This window comes from Clostridioides sp. LIBA-6622 (assembly GCF_056716095.1).
In genome coordinates, this window is sequence record NZ_CP196998.1 from 474,191 (window position 1) to 496,823 (window position 22,633).

The window sequence follows — 22,633 nt, forward strand, 5'->3', positions numbered from 1 at the left end:
ATATGAAATGTTTTTTACCATTGTTCAAATTAGGAGTGAAACGAAGAAGTAGGGACTTTTTTATTTTATCTTATAATATTGTTTTTCCAGTAATCATCATCATTCTATTAGGATATTTAACATCAAAATCTTATGGAGATGAATTTACATCATACAATTATTATACTATTGTTACAATACCATTTTGTATTCTTATGGGAATCATTAGTGTCTCATACGCAGCACAAGATGAAAAAGGTTCAAATACATCATATCGTTATATGATTTCCCCTATTTCAATAACAGATTTGGTTCTTTCAAAACTTTTCTCTTGTACAATAATACTCTCACTATGTAATTTGATAACTTTAGTGATATTAAGAGGTATTTTTCATATGAGCTTTGGTGGAAAATTTTTAGCTGTTATTTTTCTATTAACATGTGAATCAATTGTAGCATCATCTATTGGATTATTTTTAGGACTTGTTTGTAAAAATCTAGATATGTTACGTAATATTATCAATATGCCAATAGTGATTTTTGGTTTTTTGGGAGGTGTATTTTTTCCGGTTAGCTCATTAAATTCAACTATTTCATTAATAATCAATATATCACCATTAACATGGATTAATAGAGCTATAGTTGCTTGTATATATGATAATAATTTGCACCTCCTTTTTAATATATCATGTATTTTTATAGCCACAAGTATATTTATGACAATACTTACAATTAAATTTTTTAATAAGGCGGTTTTTATATAATGAATTTAATAAATATTTTTAATAATAATCTAAAAAGAAATATAAATAAAAAATTAATTTTTTTAGTTACAATTTTATTTCCTATAATTGTAGTAATTCTTGGGATATTGGCAAATTACATAAGTAAGCCATCTTTCAATATTGGTATTTTAAATGATTACAAAAATGAACAACTTCTAAGAAAATCTGAAGAAAGAATATATGAGAATACAATAACAGCTTTAAAAAATACTCAAGGAATTAATGTAGATACTGCAGAACTTAAAACAGTTAAGACTGATATTATAACTGGAAAATATTCAGCTATTGTACATTTTAATAAAAGTGATTTTAAGTTATACTCTGTAAAGGATAAAAATACAAATGATACATTAAAGTATTTAATAGAAAGATACAAAGAGGACCCAACTCCTATAGATATAAGTAAACTACAAGAAAATACTTTAGGAATTTTACAAAGGATAATTGCATTTATTGTATTATTTCTGATGATAACATCTACTGTAATAGCATCAATGATTATTAAAGATAAAAACTCGGGAATATTTACAAGAGTACTGTATTCTCCACAAAATATAAAAGGATATGTGTTAGGGAATATGTTATATAATTTTACAATAACATATTTTCAGTACTTAGTTTCAATATCTATAATTAAGTTATTTAATGTTGATATTGGCATGGATTATATAGACTTGATTTGTCTAGGGATATGGGTATCGGCTTTGGCGACTTCTTTTGGAACATTTTCATCCTCTTTATTCAATAAAGAGATGTATGCAAATTTATTTTCTACATGTGTCACACTTATATTGTCACTTATTGGTGGTTCATTTATTCCAATTGAGAAAATGCCAACAATGTTACAAAATATCAGTATTATAAGTCCAATACGATGGTTTATTAGTTTTGTTACTTATATAGAAGAGAGAAAAGGAAGCTTTTTTAATATGAGTTATATTTGCATTTTAACAGCCTTGACAGTAGTTTTAGCTTTATTAGCCATGAAGTTTACTCAAAGAAGTAAAGACTTGAGTCATAATAATTGACTAATATAAAACTTTGTATAATACAAAAGAGCCAATAATCTCTAATTCTTAAAGCTTATTGGCTTTTATTATTATCTCTAATTCTTTTACTGGCATTTTAAATCCAAGATATAAATTTTTAGTATAACCATTTCTTAGTATCAAAGCACATTTTTTGTATGTCATCAATAAGATAACTTACATGATATCCATCAGTAGATGCATGATGTACTGTTATAGAAAGAGGAAGAAGTATTTTTTCATCTTTTTGATAGTATTTACCTGCTTCAATTGTAGGGAAAAAATAATTTTCAAGACCATGATTATGAACAGTAAAACTCTTAAAGCTAATCCATGGAATACAAGAAACAGTATAACAGTTTTTTGGTGGATTTGGTTTTGCTAGAAACCCATAATTTTTTCCATATTCTTTAATATCAGCTAAATAATTTTCATAGAATATCGAAAAATCTTTATCATATTCTGTCCATATTGATGAAAAAGTCTTATTATCATCATGGAAGATTGCGTAGAATGGTGTTAATGTGTTCCAATATCCAAGTTCATTTTCATCATATGCAATTTTTAATTCTTTATATTGATTTAAGGAAGTAGTTATTATGTATAAATATGCTGGATAAAATTTAATATTTCTATTTTTTGTTTCCTTAAGTAAATTAGTAATATCTATTTCTATAGTTAAATCAAATCCGACATTTGTCATTTTTGAAAAATAGTAAAAATGTGTATATCGTTCCCAGTTTTCTAAGTCAATTTTATGAAATTCTAGTTTATCCATATGAAATCACCATATCCTTTATAATATTTATTTGATTATCAATATCTTCATTTGTAAGATTTAAAACAGGAGAAGATGTTTTCATACTATCAAATAAAAAAGTTATGTGTATTGCGATTGTTTTAGAATCACATTTTTTAAATTCACCTTTAGATTGCCCATAATCAATTAAATTTGAAAGCATTGTGATAGCTGAATTATATCTTTTATTCATATAATCACGTTGGTCTTTTTCTACAAAAGCAAATTCATGTATTGCGAAATCTAAACCACAATATTTACTTTTTATATCATTCTTTTGTTGTTGTAAAAAATATTCTAGCATATGTTTAGCTGATATATTTTCCTTGATACTTTTATCTAATAAATTTTGGGAGTTATCTTTATGAGTATTTAGAATGCTGATAAAAATTTCTTTTGTTGAATTAAAGTGTCTATACAATCCACCACGACTTAAATTACATGCTTCACAGATATCTTTCATTGTTACATTGCTATATCCTTTATCAGCAAATAGCATTATTGATGTATCAATAATAAATTGTCTAGTTTGTTCTCCTTTTGTTAACATATATTTTAACCTCCTTATTAACGACATAAGTGTCACTTTTAATTATGAGACACAAGTGTCGCTTTGTCAAGACGAATTTATTTGTAAACTGAATGTACAATGTAATAATATTAATTTATAAAATGCTTGGAAAGCATAATAAACTTATTTATCTTAAAATTGATATAAAGAGTAATTAAATAGTAATAATATTATTGACTTTTAAAACTTACGTGTGTAATATATAAGTTACCATTAATTATATATTAACTACATATTTTAGTGATATACTTAAAAACATAATAAAATCATAGAGTAGTTATGTTCATAAGATTATTTTAAATTTAAAACTTACATGTGTAATATATTAAACAGTAAAGGTGGTTTGTATGAGAAGAAATAAAAAAACAAGAAGACTGATAATTTATGGGTTTCTAATTTTTCTACTTATAGTTATTGTTGGCTTTTTAGCGAAATTTATATTAGACGGACTCAATAAAAGTAAACCAAATGAAGTATTTAAGCAATATATGTCTTTTGCAAATGAAAGAAAATATGAAAAAATGTATGATTTGTTAGATGAAAAGAGTAAATCAGAAAATAAAAAAGAAAAATTTATTTTAAGAAATAAAAAAATATATGAAGGAATCGATTCATGTAATATAAGTGTAAAAATTAATGAAGTTAAAAAAGAAAAAGATAGTGATAAAATAATAAAATATGATTCTAAGATGGATACCTTAGCAGGAGAAATTTCATTTTCAAACAAAGTGCTATTAACTAGAGATAAAGATGGAGATTATAGAATAAGATGGGAGTCAGATGTTATATTTCCAGAACTTGAAGAGGATAATACTGTAAGAATATCAAAGCTTAAAGCCAAAAGAGGAAATATTTTAGACAGAAATGGAGTAATGATTGCGGGACAAGGTCTTGCATCTATGATAGGACTAGTTCCTGAAAAAATGAGTGATAATACAGAAGACCTAAAAAAATTATCTACTTTGTTAAATATACCAGTTGAACAAATTCAAAAGAAATTAAATGCATCTTGGGTAAAAGAAAATTCAATGGTACCTATAAAAAACATTGAAAAAATAGAAGAAAATGCAGATGGTACTGTAAAAGAAGAGGATAAAGCATTACAAGACTCACTTCTTAGTATTCCAGGAGTTAAGATATCTAATACAGAAGTTAGACAGTATCCATTAGGTGAGAAAGCTGGTCATTTAACTGGATATGTTCAAAATGTAAACGCAGAGATATTAAAAGAAAAAGAAGGGAAGAGATATAATTCTAATAGTATAATTGGTAAGATTGGTTTAGAGCGTTTATTAGAAGATAGGATACGTGGTATTGATGGATATGAGATTATCATAGCTGATAGATACGGAGATAAGAAAAAAACTCTAGTAACTGAACCTAAAATAGATGGAGAAGATGTGAAGCTAACTATAGATTCAAAACTACAAAGTAAATTATATGAACAAATGAAAAATGATAAAGGCTGTGCAGTAGTTATGAATCCTAGAACAGGAGAGATTTTATCTCTTGTAAGTAGTCCATCATATAATCCAAATGAATTTATACTAGGGATGTCAGAAGATAGCTGGAAGGAAGTCAATGAAAATGAAAACAAGCCAATGTACAATAGATTTAAGGCACGACTATGCCCTGGGTCTTCTTTTAAACCAATTACTGCTGGTATTGGTTTAACAACAGGAAAGATTAATCCAAATGAAAACTTTGGGCATAGTGGTCTTAGCTGGCAAAAAGATTCTAGTTGGGGAAGTTATAATGTAACTACATTAAAAGATTATGGAAACACTGTAAACATGAAGAATGCGTTAATTTATTCTGACAATATTTATTTCGCTAAAGCAGCATTAAAAATAGGTGAAGATGTATTATCAAAAGAGCTATTAAAGCTTGGTTTTGATGAAAGTATGCCATTTGAATTTGGATTATCTTCTTCAAGATTTGGTACTGATAATAAGTTTGATACTGAAATACAATTAGCAGATAGTGGATATGGTCAAGGGAAGGTTCTAGTAAATCCAGTGCATATGGCATCAATGTATTCAACTTTTGTAAATAATGGAGATATGATAAAGCCATACCTTGAATTTAAAGAGAATCCACATGCTGAATTTTGGAAGAAAGGTGTGTTTTCTAAGGAGTCTGTAAAAATCATTCGTGATGATTTGATTCAAGTTGTGGAAAGTCCTAATGGTACAGGTCATAGTGCTATGACTAAGGGAGTTACCATTGCTGGCAAAACTGGTACAGCAGAAATTAAAGCATCTAAAGATGATATTACAGGGACAGAACTTGGATGGTTCAATGCTTTTACTGTAGATGAAAATAGTGATAAACAGTATTTGGCAATTGCTATGGTTGAAGATGTAAAACATCGTGGAGGAAGCCATTATGTCATACCTATTGTTAAATCAATATTTGAAGATTAATTTTACTCAATTTTAGGATTAATCTCATTCACTTGAAAATTTTATTTTCTATGAATTATTTTCTGAGTTTTGATGAATTTTAAAATACTTAAAGGAGTTGTCTTAAAATTGATTTTTTATAATTAAATTTTAAGTTCAACTCTTTTTTAAGTTTTTATATGTTATTTTTTATTACTTATTTTTAATATTTAAGAAAGTTTATTAAAAAAATAAAGTATATGTATTAAAAAGAATTCATTAAATAAATTTACCTAAAAATTTAATCGTAAGTGAAATCATGAATTGGAATACTTGGTACATTTGACTCTAGAAATAGAAGTAAAATTGCTGATAGATTATAAAGAAATCTTAATTATTTCCATATAATTACAAATATATAATATTATATTATTAAAAAAATGTTAAAATAAGAGAGGCATTTATTGTTGAAGAAAGCCAAATAGAGGAGTATAATGGACAAAGATAACTAATTTTAGTGGTACTTATACAAAGTAATTATATCTGTTTAATAAATAATTCAAAGTTACCAACAAATTAGAAATAAGTTTTTATTCCTAAATGAAATTGAAAGGGGGACTGTATGAGAAGAAAAAGATTTCTAATCACTTTAAGTATAGGGCTTCTTTTTTCCAGCCTGCTATCTATTTACTTAGTCTACCATTTGCAAGGAAATGCCAAAGTAATTAATTATACTGGTATTATACGTGGAGCAACACAACGTCTGATTAAGCAAGAATTGAATCATAAGCCAAATGATAAATTGATAAAAAGAGTAGATGATATTATTCATGAGCTTCAAGGTAGAAGTGATGTGTATGATATAGTTTATGTAGATGACCATGACTTTCAAACTAACATGATTCAAATGGAAAGAGATTGGAAACGTTTAAAGCAAGAAATATATATTGTTCGTGATGGTGGAAAAAGTGATACACTCTATAAAGATAGTGAAGACTTTTTTGATTTAGCAGACAAAACAGTTTTATCTGCTGAAAAATTTAGTGAGAACAAGGTTTCTTCAGCTGAAGATGTTTTGATTGTTTTAAATATTTCATTTGCCTTATTAATTATTTTTATTTATATGTATGATACCAAACAAGATATCTTGCAAAAGAGGCTTGAACTAGCAGAAGAGGATACTCAAAGAAAAAGAGAACGTCTTATTCAATTGGCTGAAGACTTAAAGGCTCCAATGAATGATATTTCAGAGCTTTTGTATATCAGTGATTTAGAGACTTATGATTTATTATTTTTAAATAAAGCAGGTATTGAAAGTTTTAAGGTTGACCAAATAAAAGGACAAAAATGTTATAAAGTACTACAGGAAAAAGATGAACCTTGTGAGTTTTGTACAAATCCTTATTTAAAAGAAAGTGAAAATTATACTTGGGAATTCACAAATCCAGTAACTGGTCGTCATTATCTGTTAAAAGACCGTTTAATTGAATGGGAAGGTAAGCCGGCAAGAATGGAGATTGCGTTTGATACCACAAAATCAGAAGAAGAAAAAATTAAATTACGATTTACACTTGAGGCTGAAAAAATAATTACAGATTGTGTAGATATTTTATATAGAGATAGCGACATTGAAAAAGCAACTATGTCTGTGCTTGAAAAGTTAGGAAGTTTTTTATCTGCTGACCGTTCATATATTATTTATATTCGAGATGGTCTAATGTATAATGATTATGAATGGTGTGAGGAACATATTTTGTCACAAAAAAACTATCTACAAGACCTCCCACTATCTACTATTGAGCGATGGATTCCATATTTTAATAATAAGGAATGTATAGTTATAAAAGATTTAGAAGAGATTAAATCTACATCACCAGAGGAATACCAAATATTACATAATCAATCTATTACTAGTCTTGTTGTAGCCCCATTAGAACATAATGGAGAACTTATCGGTTATTTAGGTGTTGATAATCCACCTCCAGATAAAATTATGAATATTGCATCATTACTTCAAACACTTTGTTACTTTATTTCTCTTGCCTGTCAACATTCTAAAACTCAGGAACAATTATCAAAACTAAGTTATATTGATAAACTTACTTCATTCTATAACAGAAATCGATTTATAGAAGATACACAAGTACTTACAAAAATTGATATTTCTATAGGAATTATTTATTTGGATGTAAATGGTTTGAAGGATATCAATGATAAATATGGTCATGAAATGGGAGATAAGTTATTAATAGAATGCGCAAGACGGATGAAATTAGTATTTCACTATTCTGATTTCTACCGTTTAGGAGGAGATGAGTTTGTAATTATTTGTCGTGAAATTGAAGAAGATGTGTTTAGTAAGAAAATAATAGAATTGAAAGGTGAATTTAGAAAAAAAACTACTTGCCAAGTTGCTATAGGGGCATATTGGGCGAATACAGTTGATGACATAGGAGAGATAATAAAAAATGCAGATGCAGAAATGTATGAAGATAAAAAAGATTTTTATCGTAAACACTCTGTTTCTCAGAGATATCGTCATCATAGTGATGAAATGTTACATTTAAGTAAGAGTGATGTTCTTGAAAAAGAAATACAGAACAATCGTTTTATTGTTTACTTACAACCTCAAATTTCTTTCTCAGACCGTTCAGTTGTAGGTGCAGAAGCACTCATACGTTATTTAGATAATTCTAGTTCACTTGTAGCCCCAAGTAATTTTCTTCCTATATTAGAAGCATCTGGGCTATTAAGTAAAATAGACTTCTATGTATTTGAGTCTATTTGTAAAAAAATTAGCCATTGGATTGAAAATGATGTTCCAATCGTTCCAATATCTATAAATTTTTCAGAAGAATCACTCAAGACACCAGAGTTTGTGAATTGGTTAGTATCAACTTGTCAGGCTTATCTTGTTCCTACTAAATACATAAAAATTGAAATAACAGAAAGAGTACATGATGAAAAGCACCTTGATGTGAAAAAAATTATATCAAATTTAAGAGATGTTGGTTTTGCAATTGCAATTGATGACTTTGGAACTGAGAATGCAAATCTAGCATTACTCTCTGAAGTTGAGTTTGATATATTGAAATTAGATAAGAGTTTAATTGACAATATTGTATCAAATCCTAGAACAAAGGTGATTATGGAATATATTACAGGAATATGTCATAAATTAAATATTTATATGGTTGCTGAAGGGATTGAAACTGAGGAACAATTTTCTACACTATTACAATGTAGAGTTGAAACAGCTCAAGGATATTTATTTAGCAAGCCTATACCAATCGACGAATTCGAAGATAAGTATCTAATAAAAAGTCATCTAACTCAATAGATGACTTTTTTTATTATTAATATATTTTCATGTTCTTGATAAAATTTCATAAAATTCTATTTCTGTTAATCTATTTCTATTTATCTAGTTTTTCTGAATAGATATAATATTGATTTTTACCTTGATTCTTGGCTTTATACAATGCAGTATCTGCATTTTTATAAAGTTTTTCATATGTAATTTTCATTCCATTACTTAATACAACTCCACAACTATAAGTAACAGAAATTTTTTCTCCTGCTAATATAGATTGACTATAGAAAGTATCTAAGATGTCTTTTAATTCTTGAATAGAAATAAAATCATACCAGAATACACAAAATTCATCTCCACCAATTCTACCTATAAATGCATTATGAGTGAATGTATTTTTTAATTTATATCCTGTTTGAATGATTACATGGTCTCCCATAGGATGACCTAAACTATCATTTATATTTTTAAAGTTATCTATATCGAAAATCAGCAGGGCATAATATGAATCATTTGTAGTTTTATTTAAATATGATAAAGTTCTTTCAGAGAATACTTTTTTATTTAAAAGTCCTGTCAGAGAATCTAACTCACCTAATTTTTCTTTTGTTATATTTTCCATGATTCCTATTACACGAGTATGATAATTTGATTGTGAAGAAACTGAAACTTTATACCAAGCATAATTTTCATTTGGATAAATAACCTTAATTATACATTCATTATTACTTAGCCCATTGTTAATATCATCAAACATTTCTTGCAACTGGATAATTGATTCATCATCTATGGTACCATCTGATATAATTTGGTCTTTTACATCTTTCAAAGAAATTGATATAGGATTCAATTGTTTCGCATAATAATTTGTAATTCCTCCTGTTAAAAGGTCATATTCAAATATAATATTGTTTGTCTGTGCCATTGCAACTCTGAAGCGTTCTTCGTTAATACTTAAGTCTTCAGCTTGTTGCTGTATTTCTTGTTTTTGAATAAGTAACTCGTGTACATACTTTCTTTCTTTTCTTAAATTGTAATTTACATATAAAATCAGTAGTATAAAAAATGCTAAAGTAGTTATAAAGAAAGGGACACTTGACATAATGCTTGTCTTTGCACTTTCTTTTATGTAAGCATTCATTTTAGCCCCATAGAAGCCAACATAAAATCCCCAATTTGTTTTTTTCATTGGAGCATACACCAAATAATTTCTAGAACCTTGCCATATGTAAGAGCCACGACCACTTTTTCCATCTAGTGCTAATTTTTCTAAGTTGGCTACAGTTTTTGATTCTTCATTAGAATTGGCAAGTTCTTGAGCATTATACTGAGATGTAATCCAGTCATAGTTTTCTTTTCTTGATGCTGCAATATTCCTACCTTTGCTATTAACAATATAAGATACTCCTTCGCCAGTATTAAATTGGATATTTTCAAGCCATTTACTAATACAAAATCCATCAAGACGAATAATGAGAACTCCTTTAATTTGGTTATTTTCTCGTAAAGGCGTTGCTATACTTAGAATATACTTTCCTTCTTTATTGAAATAAGGGTCTATTATGTGTGTTTTACCATTTTTAAAAATTGGTTTTAAATCAAGTTCTGTTTTCCAGTTATGTTCTTTACCATCAGAATCAATTGCTTTACCATCAGAGGTTGCAAGCCAATAATTAATGCCATATTGCGGAAGTGATAGTTTTGATAATTCCGAGACTTGTTTGTCAAATGAACTATTTACATTTTTTTCTGAATAATTTATTGCTGTTTTTTCCAAATTGTTTTCTAAAATTCTGAGATTGTCTTCTACTAAATGTATTCCTAAGTCTCGCATCACTTCAGTTGTCTCCATAGTTTGGTTTACAGAAGCTTTAAAAAAAACTTTATTTATTGTATTAAAAGTAAATATACATAAAAAGACAGTTAATAAAACCAGTAAAATTGATACAATAAGTGATATATATGATTTTTTGTTTTTCATAATCCTCCTCTAAATACTCAAACTTAATATTTGAATAATATTAAATTGATGATAATGATAGAATAAGTGTATTGTATATATAATAGAAAATTAAGTTATTTTGCATAAACACTTAAAGTGACTATTTTTTTGTTTATTTTTTAATATTTCTATTTAATATAAACTATATATAAGATATGTTGTAATACACTTTGCAACAAATATTTAAAAAGCTATGAATGTTTTTCCCATGGAAGACTCCTCTTTTTCTATAAAAGGGGAGGATATGTATGAAATATCTAATGATGAGTATTATAGCTGGTGTCATATCTATGATAAATTGAAAAGCCACTTGGAGCAACTAAATAAGAGTGGCTGAGAATTTAATATTAAATTCCATAAAAACAAATATTAATAACTAATTAATGTAAACATAACTCAAAGTTAAGTAAAAATATTCCTTATTTTTATTATAACACAAATATAAATGTTGAACTTAAAGCTTTTACAGGAATTGATGTCAGATTAGGAAAATTCTTTAAAGCTGATATATATACTATCATTCCTTACAGAGGTGTATTTGTTAGTATCTGCTTTTATTTTAAAGCATCTAATTTATTATTTTATACAAAAAATTAAAATAGTGGCAACAATTGAGGATGTGAGGGAGAGTTGCCACTATTTTGTATAGGGTATTATATTATGTTTTTAAGCTAGTTTTACTATCTTCTATGTTTATATAATAACTCTTGTGTATGAATTTAATAGATAATTCATATGAAAATTATGTGAAGTTTTTAGGTTTTATAGTAAATATATTATGGATTATAGATTTTTTTGTCATTTAATATAGATAATGTTATTTTAGCTGCTAAACTACCATTAGAATAATCTTTACTTTGAATATTTGTAGCAAAGAAGTAAGTATTTTCGTTTTTTTCTACATAACCTATAAACCAACCATTTACATCTTTCCCATTTATAGTAGCAGTACCCGTTTTAGCAGAAAGTGAGACACCATCTTTTTTTGATACTATCAATGAGTCTTTTACAGCTTCTATATTTTCATCTTTAAAATTAAACTTATTCGTATAAAAATCTTTAAGTAATTTTACCTGTTCAATAGGTGAGATTTTTAATGAAGATTCTAGCCAAAAGCTTGATATACCTCCTGAAACATCGCAATTACCATACTTAATTTGTTTAAGATAAGTTTGTATATCTTTTATGCCTGTTTTCTTATCTAGATAATGAAAATACCAGTTTACAGAGTTCTCCATAGCAGAAAATAAATCTTGGTTTTCATTCCAAGAACTAATAGAATGATGTTTTCCATCCCAAGGGATATATGAATTATTTCTTGTTATTATCCCATTTTCTAATCCTAATAAAGCACTGTATATTTTATAAGTAGAATTTGGAGAAACTCTTTTTTTACTTTTTTCATCATTATAAATATGATATTGATTTGATTTTAAATCATACATAACAAAACTTCCGTCAAACCCCTTAAAGTATTGACTTAGGTCTTCATACATAGTTTGATTATCTAGAGGTTTATATTCCTCATTAAAATCTGCCATAATAGATAATGTGGAGCTATTTCCAAATACAATTAAGGCAATCAGTGTAGAAATTAAAATGCTTTTGAGTTTCAAAAACTTTGATTCAGTATGAAAACTTGTTATTTTCAATAATCTTCTTTTAATTTGTTCTTTTGACCCACCAATATCTGATATAAGTGTGAGACTAGAGGGTCTTGAAATGTTATCTACAAAATTTATTAGTGTTTGACCATATTCTATATAATTATCTTTATCAAGTTTTTTTAAAACTGAAATATCACATGCAATTTCACGGTCTACTCGCATTTCTTTAAGTGCATACCACACAAGAGGATTAAACCAGTACAATATTTGGAAAAAACACATTATATAATTTATCAATATGTCTCTATTTTTAGAATGTTGTAATTCATGAAGCAAAATATATTTTATATCTTTCAAAGATAATTTAGAGATAGATTTATCTGGTAATATAATATGCGGTTTAAAGTATCCAAATGTAATAGGGGTATTTATGATGCAGGACTTACATAATGTAAAATCTTTATTTATACCAATATTTTTTTTACATTGCTCAAATAGTAAAACTATATCATCATCATCTAAAATATGTGCAGATTTTTTCATATTTCTTATTTTGAAATTACAATGAATAGTAATAACTATCATAATTAAAACCCCAACTATCCATAATGTTAATAATAAAATATTTAAACTATCGAAATTAGATTGATTCATAGATACTGAAAAATCTTTTAATGTATTTGAGTTATTAATAATACTGCTTGAACTATTTTTTATTATAGAAGTATTAACAGTATTGTTTTCAATTTGAGTAAAACTATATAGATAGTTAAAGATATTTCCAAGATTAATATATTTAAGAGGTATAAATGGAATTATTAATGTTATAAGCAATATAAGTCCAATATTATATTGGTATTTTGCAGAAATGTGCTTATTAAATATTTTTTTAGTAAATAAAATTACAATAATCAACAACGACAGGGTTAATGTACTGAATAAGAATCGTATAAAGAACGGAGCATACATAACTACTTATCCTCCTTAGTCACCCTTTTGTTTAAAATTTCTCTCAATTCCTCAATATCATCTTCAGATAGTTTATCGTTTTCTAAAAAGTTTAGCACCATAGAATTAAGAGCACCATTATAAAAACGATTTAAAAAAGAATGACTTTCTGTGGCTACATATTCTTCTTCTTTAACAAGTGGAGTATACACAAACACTCTACTATTTTTTTCATATGTTAAAGCACCTTTTTTAACTAATCGCAATAACATTGTTTGAATTGTTTTAGGACTCCATGTACTTGCTTCCACTAGTTTTTCAATTACTTCATTAGTGCTAATAGGAGCATATTTCCAAACAATCTTCATAACTTGATATTCTGCTTCTGAAATCTGTGGTAATTTTTTCATGTTATGCCTCCTTATACTTACATTTGTAATACATAAAGTATATTATCATTAATTTAGTTTGTCAATTAGTAAAAATAGCTCATTTATAATTACCTAAATAACTGGATATAATTAAATTTAAATTTTAATTGAGATATAGAAGTATAGCTTTAAATGAAATAGATGTTTATATTGACAGTTAAAAATATAGTTGATATACTTATTGTTAATATAACAACTAAAAAGGGGGTATAGAAATGATAATCACAGTTATAAATGGAAGTCCCAGAAGAAATGGAGCTACATCAAAGGTTTTGACTTATTTGTATAAAGATATAAAAAGATTAATTCCAAATGTAAAAATTAATTATTTTGATTTAAGCGAAGTAAATCCATCATATTGTATTGGCTGCTTAAATTGTTATAAAATGGGGAAATGTATTAATCAAAGTGATAAAGTAGAGTATATTCATGATATAATTACTAAGAGTGATGGTGTTGTATTTGGTAGCCCGACTTATGGAAGTAGTGTAACTGGGCTTTTCAAAGTATTTACAGATAGAGCACATATGATGTTGGAAAGGTTATTGTATCGTAAGCCATGTATATCAGTTACTACATATGAAAATGCTCGTGGTTCAAAAGCCATTTCTTTTATGAAATCGATGGTCTTAAATTCTGGAGGTTACATTTGTGGTAATTTATCTATAAAAACTGGATTTAATCAAAATCCTATAACTAAAAGCGTAGAATCAAAGATACAAAAAGTATCTAAAAAATTTATTTACTGCATAGAGGAAAACAAAAATCCGCCTGTGTTTTCTCAAATCTATAATTTTATTGCTATGAATGTTGTTTTAAAGCCAATGGCTTTTAAAAATGTTGAGCAATACAAAGGAATAATTGATAGATGGGAGGCGCAAGGGATTATTTAAATGGAGGTAAAATGAAAGATTTTGAGGAACTATATGAAATTACAACTAAGCTAGTAAGTACTTCACTGAAAGTAAAAGATGATTTGAAAAAAATGTTTAAACAAAATGGATATGATATAACAGCTGATCATTATGCGTTATTAAGATTTCTATGGGAACAAGATGGAATTCCTCAGATAGATTTATGTGAAAAATCATGTAAGGATAAATCTAATACTACAAGAATCTTAGATGTTATGAAAAATAAAGGATTGATTGTACGTAAAGTAGATGATAAAGATAGGCGTAAGTTTCAAATATTCTTAACAGATTTAGGTAGGGAATTAGAAGAACCATTAAATGAAATTGCAAATATGTATGCAGTAGAGACATTTAAATCTATTTCTGATGAAGAGTTGCCTTTGTTTGCTGAAATTTTAGATAGAATTGGAAAGTAAATACAAATTCTATTTTAGGGAGTCTTTTTAACTATTAATGATACAAAATGATAGAAAGAGGGATAAGGATGAGTTCTGAGATTTATTATTTTTCTGGCACAGGGAATTCTCTAGTTGTTTCAAAGACTCTAAAAGAAATGTTAAATGAAAATAAAGAAGTAATACCATTAGCTATACATAGAAAAAAGCAAAATATAGATATAAATGAAGATATATTAATAATTGTTTTTCCTGTTTATTTTGCTAACATTCCTGATATAGTAAAATCTTTTGTAGATAAATTAAATTTCAATAGTAATACTCATATATATGCTATTGCTACTTGTAATGGAGTAGCTGGACATAGTTTGTTTACTATAGATAAGTTACTTAAGAAAAAGGGCAAAAAATTATCAGCGGGTTTTATAATTGACATGCCTGGGAATGCTTTGACAACACCTTTAGATGTTGAAGAAGAGAGATTAAGAAATTTAACTAATAGAGTATCTGAGATTGCAAAATGTATCAATAACTTGGAGGATGGAAGTATAGAAGGGAAAAATAATTTAAAGTCATATATAGATAGTATTATGCTTTGTTTAGTAGGGAAGAATATGCAAATTGCAACTACTAAATTTTTTGCAGAGAGTAAATGTAATGGATGTGGGACATGTAAAAAGATTTGTCCTGTAGACAATATAAGTATAGTTGATAAAAAGCCAAAGTGGGGTAATGAGTGTGAAAGATGCCTGGCTTGTTTTCACTGGTGTCCTAAAGAGGCTATAAATATAAAAAAATCGTTTTTAACTGATAGAAAAAAGTATCATCATCCAGATGTTACTGTTAAGGATATATTTTTAGATAAATAGACATATTTGAGTTAAATTGATGAAAATAAAAGTGCCTCATAAATAAAAATTTTTGAGGCACTTGTTGTTTCTCTAAATTAGTATATATTATTTTATAATATCAACCATTTTTTTTATATCCTCTGATGCCATTTCAAACTTTGATTTTTCAATCAATATGTTTCCACCAGTCATGATATATGATGGAAATATTCTTAAATTATCATAATAAAGTTCATTGTTACGAAGTTTATATGTTGAGATAGAAGGGATAGCATTCTTTCTTGTATGTTTTTTAGTAATCATATTAAAAGATTTTTTTGCAACATCACCCATCAACATTACTACTTCTAAATTATTGAATAATTTAATTTCCTCTTCTAAAATAGGCATGTGTAATTTAATTGTGTCACTAGTTATTGTATATTCCGATTTAGGGAGTTTTACTGCATTGGTTATATAGATACCCATATCTAAAATATCATTTATATTAGATACTTCTATACCAGCATTGTTGAATAAAGGGATAGTGGTTTTTAAGTAATCAGCATCTTCATCTATACTATAAAAATCATCATTAGGGTTATTTGGTACAACTTCATTAATCATGATAGTTTTTATGGTGTCTGTGTCTATTGTTATATTAGGAAGATATGGTGTTATTTTATTGTCATCAAAAAGATTTTTCTCCTTAATAAATTCATTTAAAGTTGATTGTATATTTATTTTCATATAATGTATCTCCTTAGTCTAAAGCTTTAAATACTATAAAAAATAGTTTTAAAGTATATAATTTTGAAAATATAATAACATATCAAATACGACAATAGAATGTCATGTTTGATTAATAACCTTACCTAAATTTAGAATTTATTAGAGCATATGCTTGTTCATAATCATCTTTATGTACATAAATTGAGTACTCATAAGAAAAATCTTCTTTTTGTCCTAAATTTCCAAGAATCATTTTATTTGAAAAAGACCCTTTAGAGTAAGTATTATTCCTCACTTTATACTTATATTTAATTTTATTTACTGACAATATACTGCATATCTCATTAAATTTGTCTAAAGAATATCCTTTGAAAACCTCAGTTCTATTTAAAATCATAAAGAAAACCTCCTTATAAAAGTAAGCTATTGAAAATAGTTGAGAAATGGACTATAAGTTGTTATAAATAAAAGGTAGCAAAATTAAATTGATTTGTAAAGTTTTTAAGAGTATTATATTAGTAATAAAATGAATAAGTTACAGATATATAATTTTAAATAAAATATGTAAATGTGGTTACATAGACTCGAAGGAGAACTTTTAATGAAAAAAATATCACAAGAAAAAGTAAGTGCATATACTAAAGAAGTATCTCAAGAAAAGATTGAACAATGGAAATCGGTATATGAAAAATATAAAGATACTTTAAAAGTAAATTCTAAACCTATTTTAGAAGTAATAGAGTTTTTAAAACAAAAATATACTGTAAAGGAAGAAGATTCAGAAGAATTCAAGGATGTAATTATCAATAATATTAAATTAAATAAGCCTTTCTCAGAAAAGATTACCAATAACACAGAATTAAAGCCTATTGTATTTACAATTCAAAATGAAGGTAATGCAAAAAAATTATACGATGTACAAGAAGAAATTTATAGTGATTGTCCAATTATAGTGGGTATGGAATTTGAAACAGGATGTGTATTTGTAGAGGGTAGTGATGAGCTTAATGATGAGATAACTGCATTTAAAGGATTAGATAAATATGATATAAATAATTATTATTTAGTAGCAAACTATGTTAGATGTCTAAAAAAATATGAATTAATAGATTAGTAAATGATTTAAAGATTATAGAATAAATTTGAAGCTAATATAATTATGAAATATCAGCTTAAGTCTAATACAATTAAGTTTAAATCTAATATAAATGCGAAACATAAATTTAAATAGAGTTGCCAAAATAAAATTGGCAACTCTATTTTTTTCTTTAAAATTTATTAAAACTGATAGCTGTTATAGAATTGTTATTTTTTCATGTTAGTATTCTCTTAGTAGCAGAAACTAATGTATTACAAGAAAGGAGAAATAAATATGAAAGATTTAATTCTTGAAACAAAAAATTTATCAAAAAGATATGGGGAACAAATGGCAGTTAATAATGTTTCTCTGCAAATTGAGCGAAACAGTATCTATGGTCTTTTAGGTCCAAATGGTGCAGGGAAGTCTACCACACTTAAAATGCTTGTTGGTCTTCTTCATCCGACAGATGGACGTATTATTTTTGATAGGAAACTTTGGAAGCGAGAATCTCTTGCAAAAATTGGTGCCTTAATAGAATCCCCTTCTTTGTATGGGAATCTTACAGCAGAGGAAAATTTATTAGTGCATACGAAAATTTTGGGAATTCCTAAAGATAAAATTTATGAGGTGCTAGAAATAGTAAACTTGAAAAACACAGGGAAAAAGAGAGCTTCACAATTTTCTATGGGGATGAAACAAAGATTAGGAATAGCTATTGCACTTTTGAGTGACCCAGAGTTATTAATACTAGATGAACCAACTAATGGGCTTGACCCTTTTGGAATTCAAGAACTTCGTGAGTTGATTGCTTCTTTTCCACATAAAGGTATAACTGTAATTCTCTCCAGCCACATTCTATCAGAGGTTGCTCAAGTTGTAGATAATATAGGAATTATAAATGGAGGACGATTGCTATTTCAAGGAATACCTGACCCTAATGAAAATCTAGAAGAATTTTTTACAGATGTTATTCTTAAAGGAGGACAAAACAGATGAATGCCTTACAATCAGAACTTTTAAAGTATAAAAGAACATTTATGGGAAAACTTATTGTTTTTTTCCCAGTATGCTTTGCAGCATATGCACTTATAATGCAAGGAACACTTATGCAAAATCCATTATCCCAATCAGATTCTTGGGAGTGGCAAAGTCTTTTAGCATTAATTTTTAATTGGTGGTCATTTATGTTTCTGTCTATTGGATTTGCATTGTTTGCTACTTTGGTAGCTGCACAGGAAAAAAAAGCTGGAAATTATCGTGCTTTACGTACACGCAATGTGTCTCCTATGATGCTTTGGATTAATAAAGTTATGGCTATGGCAGTTCACAGTTTTATTTCAACACTAGTTTTAATAGTTGTAACAATTATAACTGGTTTAATATTGAAAGCTGGACCAATTCCTTTTGGGCAGATTATAGAGGCAAGTATTGTATGTTGGGTTGTCTCTCTTGCTATACTTCCAATTCAGTTATTGCTTGCTACGTGGAAAGGTATGTTCTTAAGCATGGGAGTTGGATTTTTAGGAATGATATTGGGTGTCCTTGCTGCGACAAAATCATTTTGGATTGCAGTACCATGGAGTTGGGCAATTAGGATAGTGTGTCCAATCCTTAATTTACATCCTAATGGTACTATATTACAAGCTGGAGACTCACTTTTGAATACTTCAGTAATTCCTATTGGGATTGTTGTTTCTTTGGTTGTGTTTCTAGTATTAACAGCTCTTACTGCAGTTTGGTTTAGTAGGAGGGATGACAAATGATAAAACTCTTATTATCAGAATGGCTTCGAACAAAGAGAACAGCCGTCCGATGGCTTGCTCTTTTTATGCCTGTTATTTTTTCATTATGTGTGGTTGCATATCTTGTAATCAAATCTGGAAGTACACAAGCATTTGCTTTTGAAGGATTTTTTACCGTATGGACTGTATTCATCATTCCTATGGGGGTAGGTGTTCTGGCAGGATTTATAGTGTATGAGGAAGAGCTTGCTGGAAATTTCAATGGTTTTTTATGTATAGGTATTTCTCGTGTTAGATTATATCTTGGAAAATTTCTTTTTCTTCTGTTTTGCCTAACTGTATGCACATTTATTGCTACATTAATACTCTGCATAGGAATGAATATCGCAGTCCCTTCTGGAGCAACGATATGGTTATTCATGTCAGCAGCAGGACTTGTGGTGATTGGAACGCTTCCACTATTAGCTATTCATCTTTGGGTTAGTTTTGCATGGGGAATGGGCGCATCTATTGGTATTAGTATTGGTGGAATTTTAATGGCAGCAATACTTGGTCTAACAAATGTGGGCTCAAAAATTAGCCCATTTGTACCTTGGACATGGCCAGTAAAATTGGGTATGCTTCCAGGAACTTATTTTATTAAAGGAACTGGAAATATTCTAAATGATGTGATTTATTCTGAAATGATACAATCAGTGACTATACATTTTGTAGCTGTGGGAATAGGTCTGATTATATTCTTGATAGGAGGGATTACTTGGTTTAAAATATGGGAAGGAAGGAAAAATTGCGAGTAGATATACATTACTTTAATATTACCTTCCTATAAAAGAAAGGTGGTGTTATATTGAGCAAAATATTGATTATTGATGATGAAGTAGACTTAGTAATGTTACTTGAAGAAGAATTGAAGGAAAAAGGGCATGAAGTATTGATAGCTTATGATGGACAGACTGGTATAGAGTTATCAAAAAAGCAGCCTGATCTTATCATACTAGATATTATGATGCCTAAAATGGATGGTTTTGAAGTATGTAAAGCAATTAGGGATGATGTCTTGTGCCCAATTATATTTTTGAGTGCAAAACAGTCAGAAACTGACAAAATCAAGGGATTGACATTTGGAGGAGATGATTATGTAACAAAACCTTTTGGACTGCGTGAACTTATGGCAAGAATTGAAGCCAATTTGCGTAGGGAAAAACGGTCACAGTATATCAATGAAGAGAATAAACGCTCTACATTGTATTTTGGAAAGTTATGTCTATATATGAGGGAACGTACAGTTAAAATTGATGGTAAGGAGATTGATTTAACCAAAATAGAGTATGATATTGTTGAACTACTGGCACTCCATGCAGGACAGGTTTTCTCTAGAGAACAAGTATATGAAAAAGTATGGGGGTGTGATTCTGATGGCGACTCTGTAACTGTTGTTGAACGAATCAAAAAAATACGAGCTAAGTTTGCCACTGTGATGCCAGAAAAAGAATACATTTCTACAGTTTGGGGAATTGGATATAAGTGGAATAAAATGTAAGGAAGGAGAAAATATTAAATGAAAAATCAATCACTTATAACACAATTCAGGCGAACCTTTATTTTGATTATAATGGCTAGTATAGTCTCCACAGTAATTACTTATGTGTTTGCTATTTACTTGTTTATATATTCATTAAATAAAGACATTTATCCAGCAAATTACTATGAGAGGCAAGTTTCTGGAATTGAGGCATACGTTAATGAAAAAAACATAGACTTGTTATATCAATCGAATGAAGACGAATTAAAAAGTGTTATTCATGGGAATGGGATTTTATATCAAGTTGTGGATGATAATGGCAATGTCTTGTATAGTACTAATCCACAAAAATCATTCAAGACAAAAGAAGAATTGTTTAGCAATTTTAGCAAAAAAACTTCTCGTAAAGGAAGTTATATCTATACTATTCCTATCAAAGATGACAATGAGAAGGTTGAGGGAGCTGTTATTCTATCCTATGTAGTAAAAGTTACATTTGCAAATAATAGGGGGAAATTTATAGGTGTAATTATTGCAATAGCTTTATTTTCTCCATTTTTATATATTATTGGGTTTACTATATGGTTTTCTAAAGATTTTGTAAAAAATATCAATAAACCAGTACATCTCTTAATCGATGCATCTAAGAAGATAAGAGAAAAGGACCTTGATTTTGAAATCGACTACTACTCAGATAATGAACTTGGGGAACTTTGCAGTGCTTTTTCTGAAATGAAAGATGAATTAAAAAAATCTTTATCTGTACAGTGGGAAATGGAACAGGAACGTGTTGAGATGGTAGAGGCTCTAGCACATGACTTGAAGTCTCCTCTTTCTATTATTTTGGGATATACAGATGCACTTATTGACAATAATTTAGATGGCAACGAAAAATTACATAGGTATCTTACAGTTATAAGAGAAAATACAGAAAAAAGTGCCTCCCTTGTCCAAAAAATGCAATACACATCTGACTTGGAAAAATCAAATATACAATTAAACTTTGTCCCTGTAAATTTACCTGAGTTTTTGGAACAAAAAGTACAGGACTATGAATTACAGGCTCATCAAAAAAAAATCAAGATTGTTTTGAAAATACAGGGTAATATACAATCTCCAGTTCAAATAGATGTAGATAGATTGACACGAATTTTTGATAATATTATGTCTAATAGCCTACAATATACTCCAGTAGGGGGTAGTATTAACATCATTGTAGGGGCTGAAAAAAATTATATCTATTATAAGATTTGTGATTCAGGTAGTGGGTTTAGCTCTAAAGATTTGAAAAAGGCACTTGATAAGTTTTATAGAGGTGATGAAGCTAGACAGACAAAAGGTGGTCATTCTGGTCTTGGGCTTTATATTGTAAAGCAATTAGTGGAACAACTTGGAGGTTCTGTCAAAATAGAAAATTCAAAATCAGGCGGGGCATGTGTTATATTTTGGCATGTGATACAATCTACCTACCTAACAAACAATTAATTGAAATATGATAAAGGATAGATAATTAAGACTAAGTAGAGCAGTATTGCAAAATATAAAGAATCAGCAGAATAGAAGTTCTGGT

Annotated in this window: 20 protein-coding genes; 13 read left to right on the forward strand and 7 right to left on the reverse strand. The window is 28.0% G+C overall.

Going from position 1 to position 22,633, the window contains the following annotated elements:
* Positions 1–2 precede the first annotated feature (2 nt).
* Together ACTG47_RS02540 and ACTG47_RS02545 are read left to right on the forward strand one after the other, a co-directional pair.
* On the forward strand, positions 3–743 hold the full coding sequence (locus ACTG47_RS02540) for an ABC transporter permease (protein WP_169468326.1): 741 nt from the start codon (positions 3–5) through the stop codon (positions 741–743).
* The gene (locus ACTG47_RS02545; RefSeq protein WP_479925978.1) at positions 743–1,792 is read left to right on the forward strand and encodes an ABC transporter permease; all 1,050 of its coding nucleotides are present in this window, start codon (positions 743–745) and stop codon (positions 1,790–1,792) included. Before ACTG47_RS02540 ends, ACTG47_RS02545 begins: the two co-directional genes overlap by 1 nt.
* Positions 1,793–1,910: 118 nt before the next feature.
* Here ACTG47_RS02545 and ACTG47_RS02550 read toward each other — a convergent pair whose 3' ends face one another.
* Together ACTG47_RS02550 and ACTG47_RS02555 are read right to left on the reverse strand one after the other, a co-directional pair.
* The gene (locus ACTG47_RS02550) at positions 1,911–2,570 is read right to left on the reverse strand and encodes a CatA-like O-acetyltransferase (RefSeq protein ID WP_479925979.1); all 660 of its coding nucleotides are present in this window, start codon (positions 2,568–2,570) and stop codon (positions 1,911–1,913) included.
* Positions 2,563–3,141: a TetR/AcrR family transcriptional regulator gene (locus tag ACTG47_RS02555; RefSeq protein WP_169468331.1), complete on the reverse strand. Its 579-nt coding sequence runs from the start codon at positions 3,139–3,141 to the stop codon at positions 2,563–2,565. The genes ACTG47_RS02550 and ACTG47_RS02555 overlap by 8 nt, the downstream gene beginning before the upstream one ends.
* Before the next feature lie 368 nt (positions 3,142–3,509).
* On the opposite strand from ACTG47_RS02555, the gene ACTG47_RS02560 reads away from it, so the two are divergent.
* Together ACTG47_RS02560 and ACTG47_RS02565 are read left to right on the forward strand one after the other, a co-directional pair.
* Positions 3,510–5,588: a penicillin-binding transpeptidase domain-containing protein gene (locus tag ACTG47_RS02560; protein WP_479925980.1), complete on the forward strand. Its 2,079-nt coding sequence runs from the start codon at positions 3,510–3,512 to the stop codon at positions 5,586–5,588.
* Positions 5,589–6,168: 580 nt separating this feature from the next.
* Positions 6,169–8,886 carry a sensor domain-containing phosphodiesterase gene (locus tag ACTG47_RS02565; protein ID WP_479925981.1) on the forward strand — a complete coding sequence of 906 codons (2,718 nt, stop codon included), beginning with the start codon at positions 6,169–6,171 and terminating at the stop codon, positions 8,884–8,886.
* 76 nt (positions 8,887–8,962) lie between these two features.
* Here the strand turns inward: ACTG47_RS02565 and ACTG47_RS02570 are convergent, their stop codons facing one another.
* The 3 genes from ACTG47_RS02570 to ACTG47_RS02580 all read right to left on the reverse strand — a co-directional run bounded on the left by ACTG47_RS02570 (position 8,963) and on the right by ACTG47_RS02580 (position 13,826).
* Entirely contained in the window at positions 8,963–10,840 is a 1,878-nt protein-coding gene (locus ACTG47_RS02570; protein ID WP_479925982.1) for a diguanylate cyclase domain-containing protein, read from the reverse strand.
* A gap of 797 nt (positions 10,841–11,637) precedes the next feature.
* Positions 11,638–13,437: a BlaR1 family beta-lactam sensor/signal transducer gene (locus ACTG47_RS02575; protein WP_479925983.1), complete on the reverse strand. Its 1,800-nt coding sequence runs from the start codon at positions 13,435–13,437 to the stop codon at positions 11,638–11,640.
* Between the two features lie 2 nt (positions 13,438–13,439).
* Complete coding sequence (locus tag ACTG47_RS02580) at positions 13,440–13,826, reverse strand: BlaI/MecI/CopY family transcriptional regulator (RefSeq protein ID WP_479925984.1); 387 nt, start codon at positions 13,824–13,826, stop codon at positions 13,440–13,442.
* A gap of 236 nt (positions 13,827–14,062) precedes the next feature.
* Between ACTG47_RS02580 and ACTG47_RS02585 the strand changes: the two genes are divergently transcribed.
* From ACTG47_RS02585 to ACTG47_RS02595, 3 genes are all read left to right on the forward strand, one after another.
* Complete coding sequence (locus ACTG47_RS02585) at positions 14,063–14,740, forward strand: flavodoxin family protein (protein ID WP_479925985.1); 678 nt, start codon at positions 14,063–14,065, stop codon at positions 14,738–14,740.
* A gap of 11 nt (positions 14,741–14,751) precedes the next feature.
* Entirely contained in the window at positions 14,752–15,177 is a 426-nt protein-coding gene (locus ACTG47_RS02590; protein ID WP_479925986.1) for a MarR family winged helix-turn-helix transcriptional regulator, read from the forward strand.
* Positions 15,178–15,245: 68 nt separating this feature from the next.
* Complete coding sequence (locus ACTG47_RS02595; protein WP_479925987.1) at positions 15,246–16,025, forward strand: EFR1 family ferrodoxin; 780 nt, start codon at positions 15,246–15,248, stop codon at positions 16,023–16,025.
* A gap of 87 nt (positions 16,026–16,112) precedes the next feature.
* Here ACTG47_RS02595 and ACTG47_RS02600 read toward each other — a convergent pair whose 3' ends face one another.
* Both ACTG47_RS02600 and ACTG47_RS02605 read right to left on the reverse strand, forming a co-directional pair.
* Positions 16,113–16,736, reverse strand: coding sequence for a uracil-DNA glycosylase family protein (locus tag ACTG47_RS02600; RefSeq protein ID WP_479925988.1), 624 nt, complete (start codon positions 16,734–16,736; stop codon positions 16,113–16,115).
* Positions 16,737–16,857: 121 nt separating this feature from the next.
* Positions 16,858–17,115 carry a hypothetical protein gene (locus ACTG47_RS02605; RefSeq protein ID WP_479925989.1) on the reverse strand — a complete coding sequence of 86 codons (258 nt, stop codon included), beginning with the start codon at positions 17,113–17,115 and terminating at the stop codon, positions 16,858–16,860.
* 204 nt (positions 17,116–17,319) lie between these two features.
* Here ACTG47_RS02605 and ACTG47_RS02610 point away from each other — a divergent pair, with 204 nt between their 5' ends.
* The 6 genes from ACTG47_RS02610 (at position 17,320) to ACTG47_RS02635 (ending at position 22,548) form a co-directional block, all read left to right on the forward strand.
* Positions 17,320–17,832 (forward strand): hypothetical protein, encoded by a 513-nt coding sequence (locus ACTG47_RS02610; protein WP_479925990.1) that lies wholly within the window; start codon positions 17,320–17,322, stop codon positions 17,830–17,832.
* A 258-nt stretch (positions 17,833–18,090) separates the two neighbouring features.
* The gene (locus ACTG47_RS02615; RefSeq protein WP_479925991.1) at positions 18,091–18,795 is read left to right on the forward strand and encodes a lantibiotic protection ABC transporter ATP-binding protein; all 705 of its coding nucleotides are present in this window, start codon (positions 18,091–18,093) and stop codon (positions 18,793–18,795) included.
* On the forward strand, positions 18,792–19,562 hold the full coding sequence (locus ACTG47_RS02620; RefSeq protein WP_479925992.1) for a lantibiotic immunity ABC transporter MutE/EpiE family permease subunit: 771 nt from the start codon (positions 18,792–18,794) through the stop codon (positions 19,560–19,562). Before ACTG47_RS02615 ends, ACTG47_RS02620 begins: the two co-directional genes overlap by 4 nt.
* Positions 19,559–20,338, forward strand: a complete 780-nt coding sequence (locus ACTG47_RS02625; RefSeq protein ID WP_479925993.1) for a lantibiotic immunity ABC transporter MutG family permease subunit — start codon at positions 19,559–19,561, stop codon at positions 20,336–20,338. The genes ACTG47_RS02620 and ACTG47_RS02625 overlap by 4 nt, the downstream gene beginning before the upstream one ends.
* Positions 20,339–20,388: 50 nt before the next feature.
* On the forward strand, positions 20,389–21,081 hold the full coding sequence (locus ACTG47_RS02630; RefSeq protein WP_479925994.1) for a response regulator transcription factor: 693 nt from the start codon (positions 20,389–20,391) through the stop codon (positions 21,079–21,081).
* A gap of 72 nt (positions 21,082–21,153) precedes the next feature.
* Positions 21,154–22,548 carry a sensor histidine kinase gene (locus ACTG47_RS02635; protein ID WP_479927060.1) on the forward strand — a complete coding sequence of 465 codons (1,395 nt, stop codon included), beginning with the start codon at positions 21,154–21,156 and terminating at the stop codon, positions 22,546–22,548.
* Positions 22,549–22,633 lie beyond the last annotated feature (85 nt).

What these genes read in the sequence shown, in the direction of transcription:
- ACTG47_RS02585 (WP_479925985.1), top strand. Translation starts at nt 14,063, where the DNA reads ATGATAATCACAGTTATAAATGGAAGTCCCAGAAGAAATGGAGCTACA.
- ACTG47_RS02580 (WP_479925984.1), bottom strand. Translation starts at nt 13,826, where the DNA reads ATGAAAAAATTACCACAGATTTCAGAAGCAGAATATCAAGTTATGAAG.
- ACTG47_RS02595 (WP_479925987.1), top strand. Translation starts at nt 15,246, where the DNA reads ATGAGTTCTGAGATTTATTATTTTTCTGGCACAGGGAATTCTCTAGTT.
- ACTG47_RS02625 (WP_479925993.1), top strand. Translation starts at nt 19,559, where the DNA reads ATGATAAAACTCTTATTATCAGAATGGCTTCGAACAAAGAGAACAGCC.
- ACTG47_RS02550 (WP_479925979.1), bottom strand. Translation starts at nt 2,570, where the DNA reads ATGGATAAACTAGAATTTCATAAAATTGACTTAGAAAACTGGGAACGA.
- ACTG47_RS02565 (WP_479925981.1), top strand. Translation starts at nt 6,169, where the DNA reads ATGAGAAGAAAAAGATTTCTAATCACTTTAAGTATAGGGCTTCTTTTT.
- ACTG47_RS02600 (WP_479925988.1), bottom strand. Translation starts at nt 16,736, where the DNA reads ATGAAAATAAATATACAATCAACTTTAAATGAATTTATTAAGGAGAAA.
- ACTG47_RS02590 (WP_479925986.1), top strand. Translation starts at nt 14,752, where the DNA reads ATGAAAGATTTTGAGGAACTATATGAAATTACAACTAAGCTAGTAAGT.
- ACTG47_RS02540 (WP_169468326.1), top strand. Translation starts at nt 3, where the DNA reads ATGAAATGTTTTTTACCATTGTTCAAATTAGGAGTGAAACGAAGAAGT.
- ACTG47_RS02555 (WP_169468331.1), bottom strand. Translation starts at nt 3,141, where the DNA reads ATGTTAACAAAAGGAGAACAAACTAGACAATTTATTATTGATACATCA.
- ACTG47_RS02610 (WP_479925990.1), top strand. Translation starts at nt 17,320, where the DNA reads ATGAAAAAAATATCACAAGAAAAAGTAAGTGCATATACTAAAGAAGTA.
- ACTG47_RS02545 (WP_479925978.1), top strand. Translation starts at nt 743, where the DNA reads ATGAATTTAATAAATATTTTTAATAATAATCTAAAAAGAAATATAAAT.
- ACTG47_RS02560 (WP_479925980.1), top strand. Translation starts at nt 3,510, where the DNA reads ATGAGAAGAAATAAAAAAACAAGAAGACTGATAATTTATGGGTTTCTA.
- ACTG47_RS02605 (WP_479925989.1), bottom strand. Translation starts at nt 17,115, where the DNA reads ATGATTTTAAATAGAACTGAGGTTTTCAAAGGATATTCTTTAGACAAA.
- ACTG47_RS02620 (WP_479925992.1), top strand. Translation starts at nt 18,792, where the DNA reads ATGAATGCCTTACAATCAGAACTTTTAAAGTATAAAAGAACATTTATG.
- ACTG47_RS02615 (WP_479925991.1), top strand. Translation starts at nt 18,091, where the DNA reads ATGAAAGATTTAATTCTTGAAACAAAAAATTTATCAAAAAGATATGGG.
- ACTG47_RS02635 (WP_479927060.1), top strand. Translation starts at nt 21,154, where the DNA reads ATGGCTAGTATAGTCTCCACAGTAATTACTTATGTGTTTGCTATTTAC.
- ACTG47_RS02570 (WP_479925982.1), bottom strand. Translation starts at nt 10,840, where the DNA reads ATGAAAAACAAAAAATCATATATATCACTTATTGTATCAATTTTACTG.
- ACTG47_RS02575 (WP_479925983.1), bottom strand. Translation starts at nt 13,437, where the DNA reads ATGTATGCTCCGTTCTTTATACGATTCTTATTCAGTACATTAACCCTG.